This is a genomic window from Glutamicibacter sp. FBE19, assembly GCF_015524875.1.
Lineage (GTDB): Bacteria > Actinomycetota > Actinomycetes > Actinomycetales > Micrococcaceae > Glutamicibacter > Glutamicibacter halophytocola.
In genome coordinates this window covers 150,748-173,568 of the sequence record NZ_JACKQN010000009.1, presented here as the reverse complement: position 1 = coordinate 173,568, position 22,821 = coordinate 150,748, and the positions used below count along the sequence as shown (strand labels likewise).

The window sequence follows — 22,821 nt, the reverse complement described above, 5'->3', positions numbered from 1 at the left end:
CAGAAGTTGCCCCCCGGGCATGAAAGGACGATGGCAGACAGGTCATGGTTGAACACAAAACATTTGCTGCAGCACTACGTCATGCGGCCGGTACCACAGCGCTGGCTGCTGGTGGAGCCCTGGCGCTAGGTGGTGCACTAGTTGGCTATGGCATGCTCGAGACCCAGAAATTCGGGTTGCGCCGCGAAACCCTGAACGTGCTGCCCCGCGGCGCCTCGGACATCAAGGTCTTGCACCTCTCGGATATCCACATGGTTCCGGGCCAGGAAACCAAGATCCAATGGCTGCGCGAGCTTGCAGACCTCAACCCCGACTTCATCATCAACACCGGAGACAACCTCAGCCACCGCAAGGGTGTCCCTTCGCTGGTCAAGGCGTTGGAACCGCTGATGGCATTCCCTGGAGCCTTTGTGCCGGGATCCAACTGCTACTACGCGCCCAAGCTGAAAAACCCGTTCAAGTACTTCGCTCGAAATGACGGCATCCCCAACCCGTCATCCCGGGATCAGCTTCCGTTTGAAGAGATGCACCGCGCTTTCGGCTCTGCCGGGTGGGTCAACATGTCCAATCGTTCGCATTCAATGGTCCTAAATGGACTGCGCCTGGATTTGACCGGCGTTGATGATCCGCACATCGACCGGGATCACTTCGCAGGCTGGCCACGAGGGTCCTCGACCAGCAGCCAGGCTCCCCACGTCCGCATTGCGCTGACTCACGCGCCCTACCAGCGAGTCTTGGACCAGTTCGCCCAGGCGCAAGCCGACGTGATTTTTGCTGGCCACACCCACGGCGGCCAGGTCTGCATTCCTGGCTATGGCGCGTTGGTCTCGAATTGCGATTTGCCGACGTGGCGCGCCCGTGGCCTGAGCGATTGGGAGTACGCCGGCAACAGTGTTCCCCTGAACGTCTCGGCGGGCCTGGGCACCTCCCGCTTCGCGCCAATCCGCTTTGCCTGCCCGCCGGAAGCCATCCTGGTGACGCTCACCGGGCGAAAGTAGCCGCGAAATCCATCTTCTGGATCCCGGTGCTGCACGGAATATCGTGCGGCGCCGGGATTCCCTTTGACCTCATCTGAAGCATTTCTTTCCCAAATGAGAAAATCGATTGAATTCTCTCAACCACTGGCGGTAAGCTGAAGCTCTGTCTAACTTCTGGATGAATGCGGGGTACCGTGGCGCAAGCACAAAAGGCCGATTCTAGAGATCCGGTTCCCCTCTCAGCAACATTGAAGCGGCTTTACCCCTTCGTGAAGCCAATCCTCCCGCGGCTTTTCTGCGGCTTCCTCTGCGCGCTCGGAGCCGGCATCATCGCCCTGGTGATCCCCCAGGTTTTGGCCTGGCTGGTGAACTCGGTTTTGCACCGGGACGGGGACTCATCCGAGGTCTGGATCTCCGTTGCCATCGTGGCAGCCTTGGGATTCGTCGAGGCCCTGCTGATCTTCCTGCGCCGCCAATTCGTGCTGACCCCAGCCGCCGGGCTGGAAACGAAGATGCGCATTCGGTTCTACAAGCATCTTCAGCGCCTTCCCGTCGCCTTCCACGAGCGCTGGGGCTCCGGCCAGCTCCTCTCGCGTTCCATGTCGGATCTCTCGCTTCTGCGCCGATGGCTGGCCTTCGGCGCCATGATGCTGGTGGTGGAGACCGTCACCGTCATCACCGGCTTGATTCTCATGTTCACCCATTCATGGATTTTGGGCCTGCTCTACCTGTTGGGATCCATCCCCATTGCCATCAAGGCCTACCGCTTCCGCAACGAGTACCGCGCCGCCAGCCGACTTAGCCAGGACCAGGCCGGCGACCTCGCCACCGCAGTAGAGGAATCAGTGCACGGCATTCGCGTCATCAAGGCCTTCGGCCGCGGCCCGCACATCTACGAAGGCTTTAATACCCAGGCGAAGTCGTTGCAGGAAACCGAAATCGCAAAGGCCAAAACCCTGGCAAGTTTCCTGCTCACCGTTGTCGCCGTTCCAGAAACCATTTTGGGCATTGGCCTGTTCATCGGCATTGCCCAAGTCGCCAACGGAACCTTGAGCGTTGGCGCCCTAGTGGCCTACTTCGCCATTGCCGCAGTCATTGCCGGGCCCGTCGAAGGCATGGGCATGCTCCTGGGCATGACGCTGAGCACCAAAACCGCACTTGACCGCCATTTCGAGGTCATGGATTCGGCCAACGACATCGTCTCTCCAGAACAGCCCCGCATCCCCGGAGAGCGTGATGGCAGCGTGCAACTGCGCCACGTGCGCTTCGCCTACCCTGACACGGCCGGAACCCACCGGCCGATCCTGGCCGACATCGACCTGGAAATCCGCCCCGGTGAAACCATGGCCCTGGTCGGGATCACCGGTTCCGGAAAATCAACCCTGTTGAACCTCATCCCCCGGCTCCATGAAGCCACCGCCGGAGAGGTCCTGATCCATGGGCAAAACGTCAAAGATTGGGAGCTCGACCAGCTGCGCACCGAAATTGCCGTGGCTTTCGAGGACACCACCTTGTTCTCCAGCACCATACGGGACAACGTCCTGCTGGGCACACCCGCGTCCCTGGACGAGCACGAGCGCGAAGCGCTGCTCACCGAAGCACTGGATGTAGCCCAAGCGCACTTCACCTATTCGCTGCCGCAAGGCGTGGATACGCTCATCGGCGAAGAGGGCCTGTCGCTTTCCGGCGGCCAGCGCCAGCGCATTGCCCTGGCCCGCGCCATTGCGGCTCGTCCGAGCGTACTGGTGCTCGATGATCCGCTTTCAGCCCTCGATGTGCGCACCGAGGAACTGGTCACCGAGAAGTTGCGGGAAGTACTGGCCGGAACCACCACATTGATTGTGGCTCACCGCCCATCCACCGTGATGCTGGCAGATCGGGTTGCCCTGCTGCGCGATGGACGCATCGATGCGGTCGGAAGCCACACCCACCTGTTGAGCACCAACGAGCACTATCGATTTGTCATCGCAAGCCTGGATGACGAAGAACTGCCAATCGCCGAGGAGGCCTCACGATGAGTAAGCCATTGGGCGTCACCAACGAGGACTCCATCAAGCTCTCGGCCGCTGAGCGCAAGGTGGTGCGCCAGCGCTCCTTCCGATTGCTGGCCACCCTCGCCATGCCGCAGAAAAAGCTCTTCATTCTCACGGTCGCGCTGGTCCTGGTTTCCAATGCCGCCCGCGTGATGTTGCCGGTGATCATCGCCTTTGCCATCGACTGGACCTTGCCCCAGGTCCGCGAGGGCAATTGGGGCGCCCTGGGGCTCACCGGCGCCGGATACATCGTCTGCGCAATCCTCAGCGGGGTCCTGCTGGCCTGGTACATCAACTCCGCGGCAAGAATTTCGCAGGCCATGCTGCTGGATCTTCGTCAGCAGGTCTTCCGGCATACCCAGCGGCTCAGCCTCGAATTCCACGAGAACTACACGTCCGGCCGCATCATTTCCCGCCAGACCTCGGATCTGGAGACCTTGCGCGAGCTGCTGGACCAGGGAGTCTCCGAGCTGGCGTCCTCCTGCGTATTCATCATTTTCACGCTGATTTCCATTTTCCTGCTGGACTGGCAAAGCGGGTTCGTGGTGTGCATCGCGGCCGTGCCGGTAGCCATCCTGTTCTACTGGTACCAGCGCCGCTCTGAAGTCTTGTACCGGGAATCCCGTGTTGTTTCCGCGAAGGTCATTTCCACCTTCGTGGAAACCATGACCGGCATTCGCGCGGTGAAGGCTTTCCGCCGGGAACGCGCCAACGACCAGAACTACCAGCAGATCGCGGAGAAATACCGGGACAACTCGGTCCGCTCCTTCAACCTCTTCGGCATCTTGCAGCCGGGACTGGTTTTGATTGGCAACCTGACGGTCGCGGCACTCCTGGCCTACGGCGGCTTCCGCATCATCAACGGCTCCATGGAAGTCGGTGCCATGGTGGCCATCCTCTTGGCATCCAAGCGGCTCTTCCAGCCGGTTGAGCACATTGCCATGTTCTACTCTTCCTTGCAGTCCGCCACAGCGGCCTTGGAAAAGGTCTCGGGACTTCTCGAAGAAGAGCCGACCGTGCGCGAGCCGGAACAGCCAAAGAGCATCGGCAAAGTGGCCGGCGAGCTCGAATTCAAGGACGCGGTCTTCGGCTATGGCGACGGCCCGATCATCATGGACAAATTCGATCTGCGCATTCCAGCAGGCCAAACAGTCGCCGTCGTCGGGCAAACCGGCGCAGGCAAGTCGACCCTCGCCAAGCTCATCGCCCGTTTCTATGATCTGCGCTCAGGCACGCTGAAACTGGACTCGGTGCCGATCAACGAGCTGTCCAACAGGGAATTGCGGCGGCATGTGGTGATGGTGACCCAGGAAGCGTTCCTGTTCTCGGGCTCGGTTGCCGAGAACATTGCCCTGGGCAGGCCTGGAGCATCCCTTGAGGACATCCAGTCGGCTGCACGAGCCGTAGGCGCCCACGAGTTCATCTTGGACCTGCCTGAAGGCTACGACACCGACGTAAATAAGCGTGGCGGCCGAGTCTCCGCAGGGCAGCGCCAGCTGATCTCCTTTGCCCGCGCATTCTTGGCGGATCCGGCGGTATTGATCCTGGATGAGGCGACCAGTTCGCTGGATATCCCGTCGGAGCGGGCAGTTCAGCGCGGCCTGCAGACTTTGCTGGGCAACCGCACGGCTCTGATCATCGCCCACCGGCTCTCTACGGTTCAGATCGCCGACCGTGTCCTGGTGGTCCACGATGGGCAGATTTCCGAAGACGGCACCCCGCAGCAGCTGATTGCCGATGAGGGCCGTTTCGCCGCCTTGCACAAGGCGTGGAAGGACTCGCTGGTCTGATCAAGTCCAGACTGAAGCAGCCCCTGTCGACTCGGAAATCTTCCGAGTCGACAGGGGCTGCTTTTTGCGCCGGCTGCCGGTGCTAGGCGGTGAAGCTCTGGCCGGTCAGGCGCTCGTAGGCTTCGATGTACCGGGCACGGGTCTTCTCGACAATCTCAGCCGGCAGCTGAGGAGGCTGCTCGCCGGAGTTCTTATCCCAGCCCGATGCGCTGCTGGTCAGCCAGTCGCGCACAAACTGCTTGTCGAAGCTCGGCTGGGCCTGGCCTGGCTGGTAGGCCGCGGCGTCCCAGAAACGCGAGGAGTCCGGGGTCAGCACCTCATCGCCCAAGGTGATCTCGCCGGTCGCGGGATCCGCGCCGAACTCTACCTTGGTGTCCGCCAGGATGATGCCGCGCGCGCGGGCAATCTTCTCGGCCTGCTCGTAGAGCGCAACAGTCTTCTCGCGCAATGCTTCGGCCACATCGTTGCCAACACGCTCGGCGGTCTGCTCGTAGGTGATGTTCTCATCGTGCTCCCCGACCTCGGCCTTGGCCGATGGGGTGAACAATGCAGGCTCCAGCCGGGAGCCATCCACCAGGCCATCAGGCAATGGCAGGCTGCACACGGTCTTGGAGACCTTGTACTCGGCCAGGCCCGAACCGGTGAGGTATCCGCGGGCGATGCACTCGATGGGGTACATTTCCAGCTTCTTGCAGACCATGGCGCGGCCGGCTACAGCCTCTGGCACATCGGTGGAGATCACATGGTTGGCGAAGTCGCCCAGCTGTTCAAACCACCATAGGCTCAGCTGCGTCAGCACCTTGCCCTTGTCCGGGATTTCGCTGGTGAGCACAAAATCGTAGGCGCTGATGCGGTCCGAAGCGACGACCAGTACGCGGTCGGTTTCTTCGAAGCTCGCACCAGCTGGCACGTAGAGGTCGCGCACTTTGCCCGAGTAGAAATGGTCCCAACCCTCAAGGTCGAGAACTTCGGTCTGGAATCCTGCCATAGCTATCTGGTCCTCTACTTGCTTTGCTTTGCAACGACGATTTCGCCGCGTTCGGCCTTCAGCGCGATGTCGGTGCGCGACTGGGCACCGTCCCAGCTGATCTGGGCGACACCGGCGTAGGCGGTGGCACGAGCGGCTGCGAGGTCATCGCCCAGGCCGACTACTGCCAGGACACGTCCCCCGGAAACGATGATGTTGCCCTCGGCGTCAGCAGACGTGCCAGCGTGCATCACGTGCACATTCTCCAGCGCGTTGGCTGCATCCAAACCGGAAATCACTGCGCCCTTGACCGGGGTATCCGGGTAGTTCTCGGCGGCGATAACAACATCCACGGCGGTGAGCGGCGACCAGTTCAGCTGCTCTGCGTCATCCAGCTGGCCCTTGGCAGCGGCCAGCAAGACACCGCCCAGCGGGGTCTTCAACCGGGCCAGCACGGCCTGGGTTTCCGGATCGCCAAAGCGGGCATTGAATTCGATAACGCGGATGCCGCGCTTGGTGACGGCCAGGCCGCAATACAGCACGCCGGTGAATGGCGTGCCGCGCTTTTCCATTTCGCGCAGGGTTGGGTAGGCGACGCGGTCCATGACCTCGTCAACAAAGTTCTCTGGAAGCCACTCAAGCGGCGAGTAGGCACCCATGCCGCCGGTATTCGGGCCTTCGTCATTGTCGAAGATGCGCTTGAAGTCCTGTGCAGGAGAGAGCGGAACGGCATGCTTGCCGTCGCAAATGACAAAGAGCGAAACTTCCGGTCCATCGAGGAATTCCTCGATGACCACGGTGCCGCCGGCTGCGAAGCAGGCTTCGGCGTGCTCCAGTGCTTCATCGCGGTCCGAGGTGACCACAACGCCCTTGCCAGCGGCCAGGCCATCGTCTTTGACCACATACGGTGCGCCGAAGTCATCCAGCGCGCTGGCTGCTTCCTCGCGGTTAGTGGCCACGTGGGCCATGGCGGTGGGCACTTCAGCGGCAGCCATGACGTTCTTGGCAAAAGCCTTCGATGCCTCAAGCTGCGCTGCAGCTTTGGTAGGACCGAAGACGGGGATGCCAGCCTCGATCAATGCATCGGATACACCGGCAGCCAGTGGCGCTTCCGGGCCGACAACCACCAGGTCGCTGGCCAGTTCGCGAGCCAGGGCGAGAACCGCGGCAGGATCCTGCGCGTCGATGTTGTGGGTGGTGACATCCTGCGCGATGCCGGCGTTGCCGGGGGCGCAATGGACTTCTTTGACGTAGGGGTCTGCACTCAGTGCTCGGACAATTGCATGCTCACGGCCGCCTGGGCCAATAACCAGTACCTTCACTCGCCCGAGTTTACCGGAGAAACCGGCGGTGGATGCTGTCTATGACATCCGCTGAGCCTGTGCTTTTACCCGCATCGGCTACTGGCTCGCAGCCCGCCACGCGGCACGGCCCTCCCACGCGAATAAACTAGGGGAATGGACCGACCAATGGATATTTCCGATTGCGCGCAGCTGGTACAGGTGAGCCGCAACGGCGTCACTGAATCCCGCCACTATGGCGCCGCAGTGGTGCTGGGGCCAGACGGCACAACTCTCATGGCCCTGGGCAACCCCGAGGCGCTGATCTTCCCCAGGTCCGCGGTGAAGCCATTCCAAGCCATCGCTTCATTGCGCTGTGGCGCCGAGCTCGACGACGAGCAGCTGGCCCTGGCCTGTGCCAGCCATATCGGCACCTTCGCCCATCAGGACGTTGCCCGGCGAATGCTCGCATCGGCGGGGCTGAATGAATCGGATCTGCAATGCCCGCAATCCTGGCCCGTGGATTCGGCAACCAGGACGCAGATGACCCTTGAGCACCTGCCAAAGTCCGCAGTGGCATTCAACTGCTCCGGAAAGCATGCCGGGTTCCTGCTCGCGGCGAAGGCCTCAGGTTCTGGCACTGCTGGCTATCTTGATCCGGATCACCCCGTGCAGCGGATGGCGCGCTCGGTCCTTGAAGAATTTTGCGGCCCGCTGCCATTCACCGGGATTGATGGCTGCGGGGCACCGGCCGTCCAGATGTCGTTGAAGAGCCTGGCCCACGGCTTCCAGCAGCTCGTTGTTTCCGAGCAGAAAGAAGCCCAGCGCGTTGTCGCCGCGATGCGCAATCACCCGTGGGCCGTTCGGGGCAAGGGCCATCCCAATTCCGAAGTCATCGAACAGACCGGGGCCATAGCCAAGCTGGGTGCCGAAGGCGTGCTGGCCATGGCGGCACCCAATTCGCTGACTGTGGCCATCAAAATGCTCGATGGCTCTTCGCGGGGCACCGACCTTTTGGCCCTATCGCTGCTGCACGAATTCTCGGCCATCGAGGAAGCGGCTTATCGCGATTTGCGCCAGCAGCTGCAACCGGTTGGAGGCACTGCCGGCGCACGGGCTGCTGGACTACAGTTGGCTGGGGCCGATTTCTGATTTACAGAGTTCCGCACCCCACATCAAGTCCAGGCAAATGTGACGGTTTTACGTCATCGAGAGAAAGAGATGCATCACCCCATGGCAATCAAGCGACGCGTTGACGAAATTGCTGGGCGCGCAGCGGTGCGCGAGTGGGCTGGTGCCGGGCAGGGACAAGGAAAAATAGCCCGTCCGGTGCTGGCCATGGCAGTTCGCTACCTGCTGGAGGAATTAGCCTCTCGTGCCGAGGGCAATTCCGTAGAGGTGCGCATCCCGCCCTTTGGTGTGACTCAGTGCATAGCCGGACCCCGGCATACCCGCGGAACCCCGCCGAATGTGGTCGAAATGCCTGCTGAACTCTGGCTTTCACTGGCTACCGGCCTAACCTCATGGGCCGATGCATTGCAAACTGGGCAATTGCACGCCTCCGGACTTAGGGCAGACTTGTCCGCGCACCTACCACTTATTGAGTACCCTTAAGGGTATGGAGCAACACCCCGCTACCCCGACATCTGCAGATCAAAGTGTCGAAGTGCAAATTCACTCGGCGCCCAAATTCTGGCCATTCATTTTGACCTTCGTCGTACTTGGTGCGCTGATTGGCCTGGTCATTGGCTTGCTCGGCGAGCCATCGCAGGAGTACACCCGTGCATCAGCTTCCGGATTCTTTGCAATGTTCGGTGCTGGACTAGGTGTGGGTATCGGCGGGCTGGTGTTCGTGATCATAGATCGCTTCACCTCGCGTAAATCCACCAAGCATCTGGCAGTTCCTCTGGCCGAGGACACTGACTCCAGCGGACAACCAGGCTAGGCAGCTTTTCCCTTCCACTGAAAAGCGGGCGGCCGCGCACCTGGCCGCCACCCACCACACAAACGGTCGGTGTCGACCAAACCAGAACATGAGAGAATAACTGACATGGCGCGTGGCGATGGATTCTTAAATCACGACCTGCTTCCAGGCGAGAAGGGGCCGCAGGATGAATGCGGCGTTTTCGGCGTCTGGGCTCCTGGCGAAGAGGTTGCGAAACTGACCTATTACGGTCTGTACGCCCTCCAGCACCGCGGGCAGGAATCGGCGGGCATTGCGACCAGCGATGGCGCCCGCATCAACGTCTACAAGGACATGGGCCTGGTTTCCCAGGTCTTCGACGAGAATACGCTGAACTCCATGAGCGGCCAGCTGGCCGTCGGCCACTGCCGCTACTCCACCACCGGCGCCAGCCACTGGGCCAATGCGCAGCCGACCCTGGGCCCAACCCAGACCGGCACCGTGGCCCTGGCGCACAACGGCAACCTGACCAACTCCGCCGACCTGGCCGACATGGTCGCTGCCAAGCAGCAGGCCGACGGCGGCAAGGTCCGCGGCGAAATCGCCCAGGGCAACACCACCGACACCGCCCTGGTCACCGCCCTGCTCGGCGGCATCGAGGGCCAGTCGCTGGAAGAAACCGCGCTGGAACTGCTGCCAAAAATCGAAGGCGCCTTCTGCTTCGTGTTCATGAACGAAGACACCCTGTACGCTGCGCGTGATCCGCACGGCGTTCGCCCATTGGTTCTGGGCCGCTTGAACCGCGGCTGGGTCGTCGCTTCCGAGCAGCCTGCCCTGGCTACCGTGGGCGCATCGTTCATCCGCGAAATCGAGCCAGGCGAAATGATCGCCATCGATGAAAACGGCGTGCGCTCCACCCGCTTCGCCGAGGCCACCCCCAAGGGCTGCGTTTTCGAGTACGTGTACCTGGCTCGCCCGGATGCTGCCATTGCCGGCCGCTCGGTGTACGAGTCCCGCGTGGAAATGGGCCGCCAGCTGGCCCGTGAAAACCATGCGGAAGCCGATATCGTCATTCCTGTTCCGGAATCCGGCACCCCGGCAGCCATCGGCTACGCCGAGGAATCAGGCATTCCCTTCACCCACGGATTCGTGAAGAACGCCTACGTGGGCCGCACCTTCATCCAGCCTTCCCAGACCTTGCGCCAGCTGGGCATCAAGCTCAAGCTCAACGCCCTGGAAACCGTGCTGCGCGGCAAGCGCGTCGTAGTGGTCGATGACTCGATCGTGCGCGGCAACACCCAGCGCGCCGTGGTGCGCATGCTGCGCGAAGCCGGTGCTTCCGAGGTCCATGTCAAGATCTCCTCGCCTCCGGTGAAGTGGCCTTGCTTCTACGGCATCGACTTCGCCTCGCGCGCCGAATTGATCGCCAATGGCGCTGCTGTGGACGAGATCGCCACCTCCATCGGCGCCGACTCGCTGGCCTACATTTCCGAAGACGGCATGATCGAAGCCACCCGGCAGCCACGCGAGCGCCTGTGCACCGCGTGCTTCACCGGCGACTACCCGATCGCGCTGCCGCATGAGGAGCGCCGCGGAAAGAACCTGCTGGAGCGCAGCAACCAGCCAGGTTGCGAGCCCGGCCCGGATTCCGAATTCGAAAACGCCAGCTAGACCCGACCGTCCTCCCCCATATACCTCGTTGCAAGCGGCACCGGAGAACCGGTGCTCACGACAGAAAAGGAACCCTCTGCCATGAGCGGCAATGATCAGCCAACTTCCATCACCTATGCCGGTGCCGGCGTTGACGTCGAGGCCGGTGACCGCGCCGTTGAGTTGATGAAGGGTGCGATCAAGGCCACGCACACTTCCGGCGTCGTCGGAGGGGTTGGCGGTTTCGCCGGGCTTTTTGATGTCTCCTTCCTGACCGGCTACAAGAAGCCCTACCTGGCGACCTCCACCGACGGCGTGGGCACCAAGGTGGCGATTGCCCAGAAGCTGGACATCCACGACACCATCGGCCAGGACCTGGTCGGCATGGTCGTTGACGACATCGTCGTGGTGGGCGCCAAGCCGCTGTTCATGACCGACTACATTGCCACCGGCAAGGTGGTTCCGGAGCGCATTGCCGACATCGTGCGCGGCATCGCCGAGGGCTGCAAGCTCGCCGGCACCGCGCTGGTCGGCGGCGAAACCGCTGAGCACCCTGGCCTGCTGGCCGAGGACGAGTACGATGTGGCCGGTGCCGCCACCGGTGTCATCGAGGCTGACCAGCTGCTGGGCCCGGAACGCGTGCGTGCCGGCGACGTGGTCATCGGCATGGCTTCCTCGGGCATCCACTCCAACGGCTACTCGCTGGTGCGCCGGGTCATCGCCCACGCCAAGTGGGAGCTGGACCGCGAGGTGGCCGAGTTCGGCAAGACCCTGGGCGAGGAGCTGCTGGTGCCAACCCGCATCTACACCAGCGCTTGCCTGGATTTGATTGGCGAGTTGAACGACGGCGAGAACTTCGGCGTACACGGCTTCAGCCACGTCACCGGTGGCGGCCTGGCCGCCAACCTGGCCCGCGTGCTGCCACAGGGCCTGATGGCCCGCGTGGACCGTTCGACCTGGGCACTGCCGGCAGTGTTCTCCACCATTGCTTCCCTGGGCAACGTGCCGCAGCCTGACCTGGAGCGCACCTTGAACCTGGGCGTTGGCATGGTGGCGATCGTTGACCAGGCCGTGGCCGACCGCGCTGTGCAGCTGCTGAACGCTGCTGGCATGGGCGCATGGGTTATGGGCCAGGTTGAGAACCTGGATCCATCGGCTGCCGAGGCTGGCCTGGACTTCGTCCAGGGCGCCAAGGGTGTTGACGGTGGCGCCGTGCTGCTGACCGGGGCCTACGCCAAGTAGCACCCAGAGCTTCGAATCCACCGGCGGACCAGTTTTCTGGTCCGCCGGTGTTCGCTTATCCACAGAGGAATTCCGCCATGGCCGAACCAGCAGAAGCCTCCCAGCTTCGCCGCCGGAGCTTCATCTTCGCCGGGCTGTACCTGTTTTTCCTCGCGTGGATCATCCTCTTCAAACTGGCCCTCCCGCATCTGGGCAGCGGCGAACTGCGTTCAATCAAGCTGCTGCCTTTCATTGCCGACGCGCGCTTTGCTGCCAGCGGCTTGAAGGAAAGCCTCGTCAATCTGCTGCTGTTCATCCCCATCGGCTTGAACCTCCGGCTTTTGTGGCCCCGGCTGCGTTGGGTGCAGGCGGCCACAGCCGCGCTCGGCCTGTCCTTGCTGCTTGAAATCCTGCAGTACAGGCTGGCGGTGGGAAGCTCCGACACCTCGGACCTGGCCACCAATGTAGCAGGGTGCCTGCTGGGCTTCGCCGCTGCTGGCCGGCTGGAACCGCTGCGGCGCATCTGTGCGTGGATTGGAATTGCAATGACGGTGCTGGCCTTGGCTTTCATCGCCTCCCCCATAAGATTCGCTGCCGCCGGATAGCGGAGAAGTTCTTCGCAACGCTCTTTACACTGGCTTAACACCTGATTTGATGTTCTTGGCTCATGAGAAAAACACGAGTCATGATTTCCACGGTGCTCATCGCGATCGCGGCCTTGTTCCTGGGCTCCTGTGCTGCATTGACCACCAGCACGAGTGCTACCGCCGATCTCGGGGCCAAGGCAGTGAAGACGATCTTCACGGACTCGGAGGACGACGAGCTGCGCGAGAGCCAGGTGAGCCCCTTCGATGACAGCCATCGCGCAATCAGCAACCTGGATCCCCAGCTTCGCGAGGCACTTCAGGAAGCGGCCGCTGCTGCCAAGGAGCAGGGCATCAAGGATTTCTGGGTCACCTCCGGTTGGCGTTCACGCGGCTACCAGCAGGAATTGCTGGATCAGGCGATAGCCAAATATGGCAGTGAAGCCGAAGCCTCAAAGTGGGTGGCATCCCCGGACGACTCCTCGCATGTCACCGGCAATGCCGTTGATGTCGGCCCGACAGATGCCGCGGACTGGCTCTCGCGCAAGGGCCAGCGGTTCGGGCTGTGCCAGAGATACGCCAACGAGCTCTGGCACTATGAGCTGGCGGCAGACTCCCAGGGCCAGTGCCCGGCGATGCGCCCCAGCGCCGCTTCCTAGCTGCTGCCGAGTACTCGGAACCGTCCTAGGATAAGACCATGAGAGTATTGCTCATCGAAGACGAACCGTATATTGCCGAGGCAGTTCAACAGGGGCTGCAGCAGGCAGGCATTGCGGCGGATGTGGCCATGGACGGCCACCGTGCCATCGAGCTGCTGTCGCTCAACGACTATGACGTGGCGGTGGTCGATCGCGATATTCCGGGCCCGTCGGGCGATGAGGTTGTTGCATGGCTGCACGAGAAGCGCTTGGGCACCCGGGTGCTCATGCTCACCGCGGCGACTCGGCTCGATGACAAGATCTCGGGTTTCGAGGTTGGCGCCGATGACTACCTGACCAAGCCGTTTGCGCTCAAGGAAGTCATCCTGCGGCTTCATGCGCTCTCCCGGCGTCCGGCGGTGAGCGCCCCTCCAGTCATGGAGCTGCGCGGCATCACGTTGAATCCCTTTAAGCGCACTGTGCAGCGCAACGGCGTTGGAATCGACCTCTCAAAGAAGCAATTTGCCATCTTGCAGATTCTGATGGAAGCAGATGGCGGCGTAGTCAGCTCCGAAGAACTGCTGGAAAAGGCCTGGGATGTGAACGCAGACCCATTCACCGCGGTAGTCCGCGTAACCATGTCCTCGCTACGCAAGAGGCTCGGAGAGCCAACACCCATTGAAACAGTGACCGGTGTCGGCTACCGGCTTGTTGACCCGGAATTTTCTGCATGAACAATGTCGATCGGCCCCGTGGCCTCAGCGCCAGGCTCAAGCTGAGCGTCACCATGTGCCTGCTCGTCGTTGGCACAGGTGCAGTGCTCTTCGCCCTGGTCTACCTCTTCCTGCTTCGCTATATCCCCGATGGGGTGCTGAACGCGAAGTTCGGCGAATTCGCTCCGAGCCGCAAGGACCTGGCCAGGGCTTTTATTCCGCGGGCACTCTGGGCGCTGGGTTTCCTCGTAGCGGGCAGCGGCATCGGCTCCTGGTTCTTGGCAGGACATCTGCTGCGCCCGCTGGCACGCATGCAGCGGACCGCGAATTCGGTCAGCTCAGGGGATCTGAACCGTCGTGTCCATCTTCATGGTCCACGCACTGAATTCTCCGACGTGGCCGACGCCATGGATTCCATGCTTGACCGGCTCGAAAACCAGATCACTCAGCAGCAGCGATTCGCGGCGAATGCATCCCATGAACTGCGCACCCCTTTGGCCGCGCTGCGCACCACCTTGGAGGTGGGTCCTAGCCAGCAGCTCCCCGGGCCGCAGTTCATCCAACGCCTGCAGCACATCACTGCCAAGGCCGAGCGTTCCGTGGATTCATTGCTCACGCTCTCGCGCGCCCAGTCCAATGGCCTGGCCAAGATGCCCATAGACCTCTCGCTGCTGCTTGAGGATTTGGTGGAGCAATACCTTCCCGAGGCGATCACCCGCGGCCTCGAATTCGACATTCAGCTCGGCGATCTTCCCGCGGTGGAAGCCGATGCCGACCTGTTGGAACATGCAGTAGCCAACTTGGTTCGCAATGCGCTGGCCTACTCGAATTCGAAGGCTTGGCTCTGTTCCAGATCTGATGGGAGCATGGTCGAGATTACCGTTGAAAATGATGGCGAAGTGCTCACCTCGGAACAGGCCCAGCTGATCCTGGAGCCTTTTCACCGCCTGGAACGCATCGGAAGCATCAAATCCTCGGGTAGCGGCCTGGGGCTGCCTATTGTTGCCGCCGTGGTCCAGGCCCATGGAGGATCCTTCCGGCTTGCTCCCCGGCCCGCCGGTGGCCTGTCCGCGCTGATACGGCTGCCGGCCCTGAAACCTTGGGCCCCGAGCTTCTAGGTCAGCTGGGACAGCGCGGTTTCCAGCGGAACTCGCCAGCGCCAGGTAGCCTTCTGTTCCCCACGCACGTGCCCGTTAGTAATCAGGGCTACTGGCAGTTCCCTTTTGACGAAGTTCAGCAGCACCTTGTAGCCGCTCATCACGGCCAGTGATGAGCCGAGGACCAACAGCGCGCTGGATTCTGCTTCCAGCGCCGCCATGAGTTCCTTGCGCTCAGGCGGAACGCTCTCCCCGAAGTACACCACATCTGGCTTCAAGGCATAGGAATCGCAGTTCAGGCAGCGGACCATGGCAAACTGGTCGATCAGGTATTGAGGCAGCTCCACGTCGCCATCGGGATTCACTGCGGAGGGGTCGATCTCCACCGCTTCGAGGTATCCTTCGTTCGCTGCCTCAAGACGGACGTCGAAGTCTCGGCGGTCCTCGCTGAAGCCGCAGTTCAGGCATCGAACGGTAGACAAATCCCCATGCACCGGGATGACCCGCTTTGATCCAGCCTGCTGGTGCAGGCCATCCACGTTTTGCGTGATGATGCCGGTAATTTTTCCTTCTTGTTCCCACTGAACCAGCCGCCGGTGGATCTGGTTCGGCTCGGCCTTGTCCATATGGCGCCAGCCGACATAGCCTCGGGCCCAATAGCGCTGGCGCGCTTCCGGGCGGTAGCGGAACTCCTGGTACGTCATCGGACGGTGGCGCTGCAGCGAGCCGTTCGGCCCGCGGTAATCCGGGATGCCCGAATCGGTGGAGACACCGGCGCCGGTGACCACCAGGACGCTGCCTGAGTTCAGCATCTGCTGCACCCCGGCGCGGGCTTCATCCTCTGGTGACGCTGGCGCTTGTTGCTCCACTATGCGCTGCATCGAGCGGATCGCCGAGTGATGCGCCATCTGGATGGCTAGCTCTTCTTTGGTGCTCACGTTCCACCTCATGCTTGTTGGACACGACAAAGGCCGCAACGACTTAAAGCTAATCTAGCTTAGTCGCTGCGGCATGTCGCAAAATGTACTGAAGAGCTGTACCACTGCGTGCTCTAGCTGTGGCACTCCGAGCCAAGAACTCCCGGTCTCAGAAAAGGAACTTAATCCTCGTCGTCGTCTCGCGAGTACTTCTTAGTCAGCTCGTCGTAATCCGAATATTCTTCGTCATACGATGAATCATTACGCTCGGTGTTCTGAGCATGATGATCGGACTGAACGCCCAACTCGCGTTCAAGTGCCGAAAGGTCAGTGGACGGCGAGTAGTACTTGATATCTCGCGCCTGACGCTGTGCTTTAGCCTTTTGACGGCCGCGCCCCATGGCGTGACCCCCTCTTTTCAGTAGAGTCGGGAGGTGGTCCATCTAATTAGATGAAGGCCCCCGAATATGTGATCAGTTCTTTCGTAATTAAAGGTTAACATGATTCACCGGCGAGCGCTGAACGCAACACCCGTCGATACAGCTAGACTGTCGATTAGTCCAACGACTATGTATTGAGCTGACGAATAACTGAACGCCCCCGACCATGAAGGAGCTCAGCAGGTGGTGGAAGAAAATCTGCCCGAGCCGCAGGCGGCTTTACCGCCATTGCAGCCCGAACCGGAAAAGCCCAAACGGCATGGTGGCCAGTGGGCCCTCCTGATTATTGCCGTTTTGGCGCTGGCCGCTGCTCTGGTTTTCTTGGTGTTGCGCATCATAGATCCCCCCGCTTCGCCCGTTGCGAACAACGTGGAACGCAATGAAAATCCGGGGCTTGATGGGGTCATTGCTACCGAAATGCCCCCAGCACAGTTGCAGCTGGGTGATTGCTTGCGCGGGTTTGACTCACCGCTGGATGCCCAAACCGTGGTCACCTGCGATTCAGCGCATAATGCCCAGATGATCGGTTCTTTTGAGGTCTCCGGAACCGATTACCCTGGCGCCAGCGAATTGCTCACCCAGTCAGAGGACCTGTGCAAGTCGGTCTCGCTGGATCCGAGCGCTGGCCTCGACTCCACTTGGACCTATCACTTCTCCCGTCCCTCCCAGAGCACCTGGGAACAGGGCGACCGCGCCGTGTCCTGCTTCTTGAGCTTGGCTGAAGGGAACGTGCGCACCTCGCTGTTGCCACCAGAGGCAACGGACAACGCAACCGATGAAGATTCTTCGGAACCCGACAATGGGAACTCCGACGATGAGAGCCAAAAGGCTGAAGAGACCACCGAGAGCTAGCTGAATTCAAGCAGTGCAAGCCGAGGGCGTGAACAGGATCCTGTTCACGCCCTCGGCCATATTGAGCTAGCTCTTTTTCTGCACCTTCAGCTGGTCACCGGGCTCATCCAGCGACACCTGAACGGTGTCCCCGTCTTGCACGGTGCCGGCAAGGATCTCCTTGGCCAGCCGGTCCCCGATCTCGCGCTGGACAAGTCGACGCAGCGGACGAGCTCCATAGGCGGGATCGTAGCCCGTCAGGGCCAGCCATTCGCTCGCCCCCTGGTCCACCTCCAAGGTCAAACGGCGTTCGGCCAGGCGCTCCGAGAGCAAATCGATCTGAAGCTTGACGATATTGCCCAGTTCCTCGATGCTCAGCGGATCAAAGAGGATCACCTCATCCAGCCGGTTCAGGAATTCCGGCTTGAATGACGCGTTGACGACGTTCATCACGGCGCTCTTCTTGGCTTCGTCCTCCAATGCGGGATCCACCAGGAACTGCGAACCCAAGTTTGAGGTGAGGATCAAGATGGTATTCCTGAAGTCCACCGTGCGCCCCTGGCCGTCGGTCAACCGGCCGTCATCGAGCACCTGCAACAGGATGTCGAAGACTTCTGGATGGGCCTTTTCGACCTCGTCGAGCAAGATCACCGAGTATGGGCGACGGCGCACCGCCTCGGTGAGCTGTCCGCCTTCCTCGTAGCCGACATATCCCGGAGGAGCACCGACCAGCCGGGAAACAGCGTGCTTCTCGGAGTATTCCGACATGTCGATGCGCACCATGGCACGCGGGTCATCAAACAGGAAGTCCGCCAGGGACTTGGCCAGCTCGGTTTTTCCCACGCCGGTTGGGCCAAGGAACAGGAAGGATCCGGTGGGCCGGTTCGGGTCGGCAATGCCGGCCCTGGTGCGGCGGACCGCATCCGATACGGCAGATACTGCCTGCTTCTGCCCCATCAGGCGCTGGCCGATGATCTCTTCCATGTCCAACAGCTTTTGGCTCTCGCCCTGCAGCATGCGCCCGGCAGGGATGCCGGTCCAGGCCGAAATCACCTCGGCGATGTCATCCGCGGTGACTTCCTCGGCGACCATGCTCGGCTGCGCAGAACGGTCTGCTTCAGCCAGGGCTGCTGCGTCGAGTTCCTTTTGCAGCGCAGGGATCTCCCCGTAAAGCAGTCGGGATGCCTTTTCCAAATCGCCTTCGCGCTGCGCCTTGTCCGCCTGCCCGCGCAGTTCATCCAGCTTGACCTTGAGATCACCGACGCGGTTCAGACCGGCTTTCTCGGATTCCCATTGCGAGTTCATCGCATCGAGCTTTTCCTTCTTGTCCGCCATGTCCTTGCGCAGGGCTTCGAGGCGCTCCACCGAAGCTGGATCTGTCTCATCCGACAAAGCGAGCTCTTCCATGGTCAACCGGTCAACCTCGCGGCGCAGCTCGTCGATTTCCTCCGGAGCGGAGTCAATCTCCATGCGCAACCGGCTGGCGGCTTCATCAACAAGGTCGATGGCCTTATCCGGTAGCTGCCGTCCCGAGATGTAGCGGTTGGACAGCGATGCCGCAGCGACCAGCGCAGAGTCGGCGATGGACACCTTGTGATGGGCTTCGTAGCGTTCCTTGAGGCCTCGAAGGATAGCGATGGTGTCATCCACGCTTGGCTCCCCGACGTACACCTGGGCAAAGCGGCGTTCCAGAGCCGGATCCTTCTCGATGTTCTCGCGGTACTCGTCCAAGGTGGTTGCACCGATCAGGCGCAGCTCGCCGCGGGCCAGCATCGGCTTGAGCATGTTGCCTGCGTCCATGGCGCCTTCCGAGGCTCCAGCACCAACCACGGTGTGGATCTCGTCGATGAAGGTCACGATCTGGCCATCGGAAGATTTGATCTCTTCCAGCACTGACTTCAGGCGTTCTTCGAATTCGCCACGGTATTTTGCACCCGCGACCATCGCGCCCAAATCCAAGGAGATCAGCGTCTTGCCGCGCAAGGACTCTGGCACATCCCCAGCGACCATCCGCTGGGCCAGTCCTTCGACTACAGCTGTCTTGCCCACGCCCGGCTCACCGATGAGCACCGGATTGTTCTTGGTGCGGCGCGACAATACCTGCACCAGGCGCCGGATTTCGCGGTCCCTTCCAATGACTGGATCCAGCTTGCCCGAGCGCGCCAGCGCTGTCATGTCGGTGCCAAACTTTTCCAGGGACTGGAAGGTGGCCTCGGGGTTGGGATTATCTACCTTGCGGTCACCGCGAATGGTCGGCAAGGTTCCAACCAGCAGCTCGCGCGTTGCCCCGAACTCTCGCATCGCTTCGCCGGCCTTCGACTGGTCGGCGGCGAGGGCGATCAGCAGGTGTTCGGTGGAAACATAGGTATCGCCCATTTCGGTGGCGGTTTCCTGGGCGTTGCCGACTACCTGCAGTAGTTGGCGGGAGAACTGGGCCTGGGCTACAGAACTTCCTGAGCTTGTAGGCAACGCACTGATTGTGGCACTGGCCTTAACGGAGAGCGCGTCGACATCAAGCCCGGCCGTTTTCAGCAAGGCAACGGCGACCGAGTCGCGCTGGTCCAGCAATGCCTTGAGCAGGTGCGCAGGTTCAATCTGCGGATTTCCTGCCGTTGAAGCGTTCATGCCGGAAGCTGAGAGAGCCTCTTGGCTCTTGGTGGTGAGTTTGGTGTCCACGCGCATCCTTTCCCTTGTTGGGTGAACCCATAAACTTGAGTGTACTTAACTCAACTCTACTCGCTGCCGTCTTATTCCGCCTAGAACTAGATTCTCGAAAAATTTTTATCGCTTTGCCTGCAACTCGAAAATCCGCGCCACGGGCAACTCCTCCGGTTAGGATGAGGCATGCCAAACCCGGATTCGCATGACATCTACCAGCTCGACTACGACGACATGGTGCAGGTATTCATTGATCAGCACCGCCTCATGCTCATGACGTGCCTCGACGGACTCACCGAAGGCGAAGCCCGGGCCAGCTTGGTCAGGTCCAAAACCACATTGCTTGGGCTGGTCAAGCACGCAACCTTTGTTGAACGCGTGTGGTTCGGCGAGGCCGCCACCGGTAAGAGCCGGTCAGAACTGGGAATCGCCGCCACACCGGACGAGTCATTCGCGCTGAAAACCTCAGACACTATCGAAACGGTGCAGCGCGACTACACCCGGGCCCTGGAAGAATCCCGCCAGGCGCTCAGCGGCAAATCGGGTGACGACATTTTCCCCGGCAACCGCCGCGGACCACTACCCGTCCGATGGGTGCTGTTGCATATGCTGCGCGAATTGGCACAACACTGTGGCCACGCAGATATTCTGCGAGAACAAATCCTGGCTTCGCGAAAGCAGTAACCCGGACAGCCAGCTAGACTCCGAATATGCCGCTTACACTTCTTCCACTTGCTGCAGAACAATTTTCGTCATGGATGAAGAGGAGCGCTGCAGAATACATCGCAGACCTTCTCGCCGCCGGGGTCACGGAAAGCAAAGCGCAGGCAGACGCGTACGGCACCATGGCGCGCGCCTTCCCAGATGGACTGCCCAGCGCAACAAATGCGGTATTCACCCTGGAGAGCTCCGCACTTGGCAATGTTGGATACATATGGGTCGGATGCGACGCCTCAGGGGATCCTGCCTCGTGGTGGGTATGGGACATCGTCGTCGACGCGGAGCACCGCGGCAACGGCTTTGGCCGCCAGGCCATGATCCTGGCTGAAGGTTATGCCCGATCCCAAGGCGCAGAAACTCTAGGGCTGAATGTATTCGGGTTCAACACTGCCGCCCGCGGACTCTATGAATCATTGGGCTACGAGACCACCAGCGTCAAAATGCGAAAAACGCTTTAGTGCGCATCCGAATCTTCGAATTGCCCTCAGCACCTATCCAAGCGCAAGGCAACGAAGTACATTACAGTTCACAACGACATTTAGAAGACAAGAACTTTCCTCAGAACACCAGATCAGGTTAGGCTGGAAGCACGTAAGGGAGTATTCCTAAGCGCTTGACCCGTCAATACGTAGATCTTCGTAGATCCACCGGGTTTTGCGGCCAGCCTCCGGGCAGGCGAAGAGACTTACTCGACAGCGTGCTTGCGCGCCTTACGAAAGTAGGAAACCCTATGGAAGTTTCTCCTTTAATCTGGGCCATTACAGTGGCCGTCATCCTGGCGCTTCTCGCCTTCGACTACTTTTTCCATATTCGCAAGGCGCACGTGCCCAGCCTTCGGGAAGCTGCAATCTGGTCGAGCATTTATGTCGGCCTCGCCTTGATTTTCGGTGTGGTCGTGCTGGTTTTCGGCGGCATCGATATGGGCGCCGAGTACTTCGCGGGGTACATCACGGAGAAAGCGTTGTCCGTTGACAACCTCTTTGTCTTCCTGATCATCATCGCAAGTTTCCGGGTTCCGCGCGAAGACCAGCAGAAGGTCCTGCTCTTCGGCATCGTCTTCTCCCTCATCGCCCGAACGGCCTTCATCTTTGTCGGTGCCGCGTTGATCAACCAGTTTGCCTGGGTGTTCTATCTCTTTGGCTTGATCCTGCTGCTCACCGCGGGCAACCTGCTGAAGAAGGATGATGAATCGGACGAAGCGAACAACTTCATCATCCGCATCGCCAAGAAGCTCTTCCACACCACCGACAGCTACGACGGCGACAAGCTGTTCACCAAGATTGATGGCAAGAAGGTCCTGACCCCAATGCTGCTGGTCATGGTGGCCATCGGCGGAACAGATATCCTCTTTGCACTGGATTCGATTCCCGCCATCTTCGGGCTGACCCAGAACGTGTACATCGTCTTCACCGCAACCGCCTTCTCGCTGATGGGCCTGCGCCAGCTGTACTTCCTGCTTGATGGGCTGCTTGACCGCTTGATCTACCTTTCCTACGGTTTGGCAGCCATCCTCGCGTTCATCGGCGTCAAGCTGATCCTGCACGCGCTGCACGAAAACAATCTGCCATTTGTCAACGGCGGAGAGCCAGTCCACGTGATCGAAATCAGCACGGGTCTGTCCCTGAGCGTAATCATCGGTGTGCTGGTGGTGACGGTCTTGGCTTCCTTGTTCAGCAAGGCCGGCAAAGCGCAAACTGCCATTGGCAACCTGCGGCGCCACGCAAACAGCTACACGGATTTGACCTACACCGCTGATGCAAACGAGCGCGAGCGCATCTATCGTGCGCTAGTGGAAGAAGAAGCCTACGTGAAGACCATGGAAAAGAAATACCGCGACAAGGCCAAGGACGTGGATAAGATCCGCGAAGAGGTCAAAGAAGCCCATCGACAGCACGATGAGTACCTCAAGAGCTAGCCGTCCGCTCGGCAGTAATTGGCAACGGCCGCCATCCCGATCAAGGGACGGCGGCCGTTGCCGCATCTGGGCAGCTAGCGCTTCATGCCGGCAATGTAGTAGTCCGAAGGGACGATAACTTTGCCCAGCGGCATCAGGGAAATCGGGATCATCTTCAAGTTGGCGATTCCCAGCGGGATGCCGATGATCGATACGAACATCGGAATAGCGGTCACCACGTGCCCAATGGCAATCCAGATGCCTGCGAAGACCACCCAGATGACATTGCCCAAAGTGGAGAATGCCCCGACTGGCCCCCGGTCAACTACGGTGCGGCCAAATGGCCACAGCGCATATCCGGCAATGCGGAAGGAAGCGATGCCAAAGGGAATGGTCACGATCAGCAAACAACAGATGATGCCGGCCAAAACGTACCCCAAGGCCAGCCAGAGCCCGCCGAACACCAACCAGATAACGTTGAGAATACCTCGCACTAAATCAGTCATGA

Annotated in this window: 22 protein-coding genes; 16 read left to right on the top strand and 6 right to left on the bottom strand. The window is 60.7% G+C overall.

The genetic code is table 11. The features are described 5' to 3' along the window. Positions 1–44 precede the first annotated feature (44 nt). The 3 genes from H6F58_RS14380 (at position 45) to H6F58_RS14370 (ending at position 4,800) form a co-directional block, all read left to right on the top strand. Positions 45–998: a metallophosphoesterase gene (locus H6F58_RS14380; RefSeq protein ID WP_060702364.1), complete on the top strand. Its 954-nt coding sequence runs from the start codon at positions 45–47 to the stop codon at positions 996–998. 161 nt (positions 999–1,159) lie between these two features. Continuing rightward, complete coding sequence (locus H6F58_RS14375) at positions 1,160–2,995, top strand: ABC transporter ATP-binding protein (protein ID WP_195182022.1); 1,836 nt, start codon at positions 1,160–1,162, stop codon at positions 2,993–2,995. Next, complete coding sequence (locus H6F58_RS14370) at positions 2,992–4,800, top strand: ABC transporter ATP-binding protein (protein ID WP_195182021.1); 1,809 nt, start codon at positions 2,992–2,994, stop codon at positions 4,798–4,800. Before H6F58_RS14375 ends, H6F58_RS14370 begins: the two co-directional genes overlap by 4 nt. Before the next feature lie 82 nt (positions 4,801–4,882). On the opposite strand, the gene H6F58_RS14365 is transcribed toward H6F58_RS14370, so the two are convergent. Then, positions 4,883–5,788 carry a phosphoribosylaminoimidazolesuccinocarboxamide synthase gene (locus H6F58_RS14365; protein WP_146275901.1) on the bottom strand — a complete coding sequence of 302 codons (906 nt, stop codon included), beginning with the start codon at positions 5,786–5,788 and terminating at the stop codon, positions 4,883–4,885. A gap of 14 nt (positions 5,789–5,802) precedes the next feature. Beyond that, positions 5,803–7,089 carry a phosphoribosylamine--glycine ligase gene (gene purD, locus H6F58_RS14360; protein WP_060702368.1) on the bottom strand — a complete coding sequence of 429 codons (1,287 nt, stop codon included), beginning with the start codon at positions 7,087–7,089 and terminating at the stop codon, positions 5,803–5,805. A gap of 135 nt (positions 7,090–7,224) precedes the next feature. On the opposite strand from purD, the gene H6F58_RS14355 reads away from it, so the two are divergent. From H6F58_RS14355 to H6F58_RS14315, 9 genes are all read left to right on the top strand, one after another. Then, a complete protein-coding gene (locus H6F58_RS14355; RefSeq protein ID WP_075972495.1) occupies positions 7,225–8,199 on the top strand; it encodes an asparaginase in 975 nt (324 codons plus the stop codon). 81 nt (positions 8,200–8,280) lie between these two features. Next, positions 8,281–8,661, top strand: a complete 381-nt coding sequence (locus H6F58_RS14350) for a sterol carrier family protein (protein ID WP_060702370.1) — start codon at positions 8,281–8,283, stop codon at positions 8,659–8,661. A 4-nt stretch (positions 8,662–8,665) separates the two neighbouring features. After that, positions 8,666–8,992, top strand: a complete 327-nt coding sequence (locus H6F58_RS14345) for a hypothetical protein (RefSeq protein ID WP_075972496.1) — start codon at positions 8,666–8,668, stop codon at positions 8,990–8,992. Between the two features lie 105 nt (positions 8,993–9,097). Beyond that, on the top strand, positions 9,098–10,621 hold the full coding sequence (gene purF / locus H6F58_RS14340; protein ID WP_060702372.1) for an amidophosphoribosyltransferase: 1,524 nt from the start codon (positions 9,098–9,100) through the stop codon (positions 10,619–10,621). A gap of 81 nt (positions 10,622–10,702) precedes the next feature. Continuing rightward, positions 10,703–11,842 carry a phosphoribosylformylglycinamidine cyclo-ligase gene (gene purM / locus H6F58_RS14335; RefSeq protein ID WP_060702373.1) on the top strand — a complete coding sequence of 380 codons (1,140 nt, stop codon included), beginning with the start codon at positions 10,703–10,705 and terminating at the stop codon, positions 11,840–11,842. 77 nt (positions 11,843–11,919) lie between these two features. Continuing rightward, the gene (locus tag H6F58_RS14330; protein ID WP_195182020.1) at positions 11,920–12,426 is read left to right on the top strand and encodes a VanZ family protein; all 507 of its coding nucleotides are present in this window, start codon (positions 11,920–11,922) and stop codon (positions 12,424–12,426) included. 62 nt (positions 12,427–12,488) lie between these two features. Further along, on the top strand, positions 12,489–13,064 hold the full coding sequence (locus tag H6F58_RS14325) for a M15 family metallopeptidase (protein ID WP_206693710.1): 576 nt from the start codon (positions 12,489–12,491) through the stop codon (positions 13,062–13,064). A 38-nt stretch (positions 13,065–13,102) separates the two neighbouring features. Next, positions 13,103–13,777 (top strand): response regulator transcription factor, encoded by a 675-nt coding sequence (locus tag H6F58_RS14320; RefSeq protein ID WP_146275907.1) that lies wholly within the window; start codon positions 13,103–13,105, stop codon positions 13,775–13,777. Further along, positions 13,774–14,874 carry a HAMP domain-containing sensor histidine kinase gene (locus tag H6F58_RS14315; RefSeq protein ID WP_195182019.1) on the top strand — a complete coding sequence of 367 codons (1,101 nt, stop codon included), beginning with the start codon at positions 13,774–13,776 and terminating at the stop codon, positions 14,872–14,874. The genes H6F58_RS14320 and H6F58_RS14315 overlap by 4 nt, the downstream gene beginning before the upstream one ends. Here the strand turns inward: H6F58_RS14315 and H6F58_RS14310 are convergent. Next, positions 14,871–15,791 (bottom strand): Sir2 family NAD-dependent protein deacetylase, encoded by a 921-nt coding sequence (locus H6F58_RS14310; protein WP_315897928.1) that lies wholly within the window; start codon positions 15,789–15,791, stop codon positions 14,871–14,873. The genes H6F58_RS14315 and H6F58_RS14310 overlap by 4 nt on opposite strands. Positions 15,792–15,952: 161 nt before the next feature. Further along, positions 15,953–16,171 (bottom strand): DUF3073 domain-containing protein, encoded by a 219-nt coding sequence (locus tag H6F58_RS14305; RefSeq protein WP_060703458.1) that lies wholly within the window; start codon positions 16,169–16,171, stop codon positions 15,953–15,955. A 222-nt stretch (positions 16,172–16,393) separates the two neighbouring features. Here H6F58_RS14305 and H6F58_RS14300 point away from each other — a divergent pair, with 222 nt between their 5' ends. Next, on the top strand, positions 16,394–17,062 hold the full coding sequence (locus H6F58_RS14300; RefSeq protein WP_146275911.1) for a septum formation family protein: 669 nt from the start codon (positions 16,394–16,396) through the stop codon (positions 17,060–17,062). Between the two features lie 66 nt (positions 17,063–17,128). Here H6F58_RS14300 and clpB read toward each other — a convergent pair whose 3' ends face one another. After that, on the bottom strand, positions 17,129–19,717 hold the full coding sequence (gene clpB / locus H6F58_RS14295) for an ATP-dependent chaperone ClpB (RefSeq protein WP_195182018.1): 2,589 nt from the start codon (positions 19,715–19,717) through the stop codon (positions 17,129–17,131). A gap of 168 nt (positions 19,718–19,885) precedes the next feature. Between clpB and H6F58_RS14290 the strand changes: the two genes are divergently transcribed. From H6F58_RS14290 to H6F58_RS14280, 3 genes are all read left to right on the top strand, one after another. Then, the gene (locus H6F58_RS14290) at positions 19,886–20,383 is read left to right on the top strand and encodes a DinB family protein (protein ID WP_146275915.1); all 498 of its coding nucleotides are present in this window, start codon (positions 19,886–19,888) and stop codon (positions 20,381–20,383) included. A gap of 26 nt (positions 20,384–20,409) precedes the next feature. Further along, positions 20,410–20,877, top strand: coding sequence for a GNAT family N-acetyltransferase (locus H6F58_RS14285; protein WP_146275917.1), 468 nt, complete (start codon positions 20,410–20,412; stop codon positions 20,875–20,877). Between the two features lie 272 nt (positions 20,878–21,149). Beyond that, on the top strand, positions 21,150–22,334 hold the full coding sequence (locus tag H6F58_RS14280) for a TerC/Alx family metal homeostasis membrane protein (protein ID WP_146275919.1): 1,185 nt from the start codon (positions 21,150–21,152) through the stop codon (positions 22,332–22,334). A 74-nt stretch (positions 22,335–22,408) separates the two neighbouring features. On the opposite strand, the gene H6F58_RS14275 is transcribed toward H6F58_RS14280, so the two are convergent. After that, positions 22,409–22,819 carry a YccF domain-containing protein gene (locus H6F58_RS14275; RefSeq protein WP_060702382.1) on the bottom strand — a complete coding sequence of 137 codons (411 nt, stop codon included), beginning with the start codon at positions 22,817–22,819 and terminating at the stop codon, positions 22,409–22,411. Between the last annotated feature and the right edge of the window lie 2 nt (positions 22,820–22,821).

What these genes read in the sequence shown, in the direction of transcription:
- H6F58_RS14285 (WP_146275917.1), top strand. Translation starts at nt 20,410, where the DNA reads ATGCCGCTTACACTTCTTCCACTTGCTGCAGAACAATTTTCGTCATGG.
- H6F58_RS14325 (WP_206693710.1), top strand. Translation starts at nt 12,489, where the DNA reads ATGAGAAAAACACGAGTCATGATTTCCACGGTGCTCATCGCGATCGCG.
- H6F58_RS14320 (WP_146275907.1), top strand. Translation starts at nt 13,103, where the DNA reads ATGAGAGTATTGCTCATCGAAGACGAACCGTATATTGCCGAGGCAGTT.
- H6F58_RS14305 (WP_060703458.1), bottom strand. Translation starts at nt 16,171, where the DNA reads ATGGGGCGCGGCCGTCAAAAGGCTAAAGCACAGCGTCAGGCGCGAGAT.
- H6F58_RS14345 (WP_075972496.1), top strand. Translation starts at nt 8,666, where the DNA reads ATGGAGCAACACCCCGCTACCCCGACATCTGCAGATCAAAGTGTCGAA.
- H6F58_RS14355 (WP_075972495.1), top strand. Translation starts at nt 7,225, where the DNA reads ATGGACCGACCAATGGATATTTCCGATTGCGCGCAGCTGGTACAGGTG.
- H6F58_RS14275 (WP_060702382.1), bottom strand. Translation starts at nt 22,819, where the DNA reads ATGACTGATTTAGTGCGAGGTATTCTCAACGTTATCTGGTTGGTGTTC.
- H6F58_RS14280 (WP_146275919.1), top strand. Translation starts at nt 21,150, where the DNA reads ATGGAAGTTTCTCCTTTAATCTGGGCCATTACAGTGGCCGTCATCCTG.
- H6F58_RS14375 (WP_195182022.1), top strand. Translation starts at nt 1,160, where the DNA reads ATGCGGGGTACCGTGGCGCAAGCACAAAAGGCCGATTCTAGAGATCCG.
- H6F58_RS14365 (WP_146275901.1), bottom strand. Translation starts at nt 5,788, where the DNA reads ATGGCAGGATTCCAGACCGAAGTTCTCGACCTTGAGGGTTGGGACCAT.
- H6F58_RS14315 (WP_195182019.1), top strand. Translation starts at nt 13,774, where the DNA reads ATGAACAATGTCGATCGGCCCCGTGGCCTCAGCGCCAGGCTCAAGCTG.
- purF (WP_060702372.1), top strand. Translation starts at nt 9,098, where the DNA reads ATGGCGCGTGGCGATGGATTCTTAAATCACGACCTGCTTCCAGGCGAG.
- H6F58_RS14370 (WP_195182021.1), top strand. Translation starts at nt 2,992, where the DNA reads ATGAGTAAGCCATTGGGCGTCACCAACGAGGACTCCATCAAGCTCTCG.
- purM (WP_060702373.1), top strand. Translation starts at nt 10,703, where the DNA reads ATGAGCGGCAATGATCAGCCAACTTCCATCACCTATGCCGGTGCCGGC.
- H6F58_RS14330 (WP_195182020.1), top strand. Translation starts at nt 11,920, where the DNA reads ATGGCCGAACCAGCAGAAGCCTCCCAGCTTCGCCGCCGGAGCTTCATC.
- H6F58_RS14380 (WP_060702364.1), top strand. Translation starts at nt 45, where the DNA reads ATGGTTGAACACAAAACATTTGCTGCAGCACTACGTCATGCGGCCGGT.
- H6F58_RS14290 (WP_146275915.1), top strand. Translation starts at nt 19,886, where the DNA reads ATGCCAAACCCGGATTCGCATGACATCTACCAGCTCGACTACGACGAC.
- H6F58_RS14350 (WP_060702370.1), top strand. Translation starts at nt 8,281, where the DNA reads ATGGCAATCAAGCGACGCGTTGACGAAATTGCTGGGCGCGCAGCGGTG.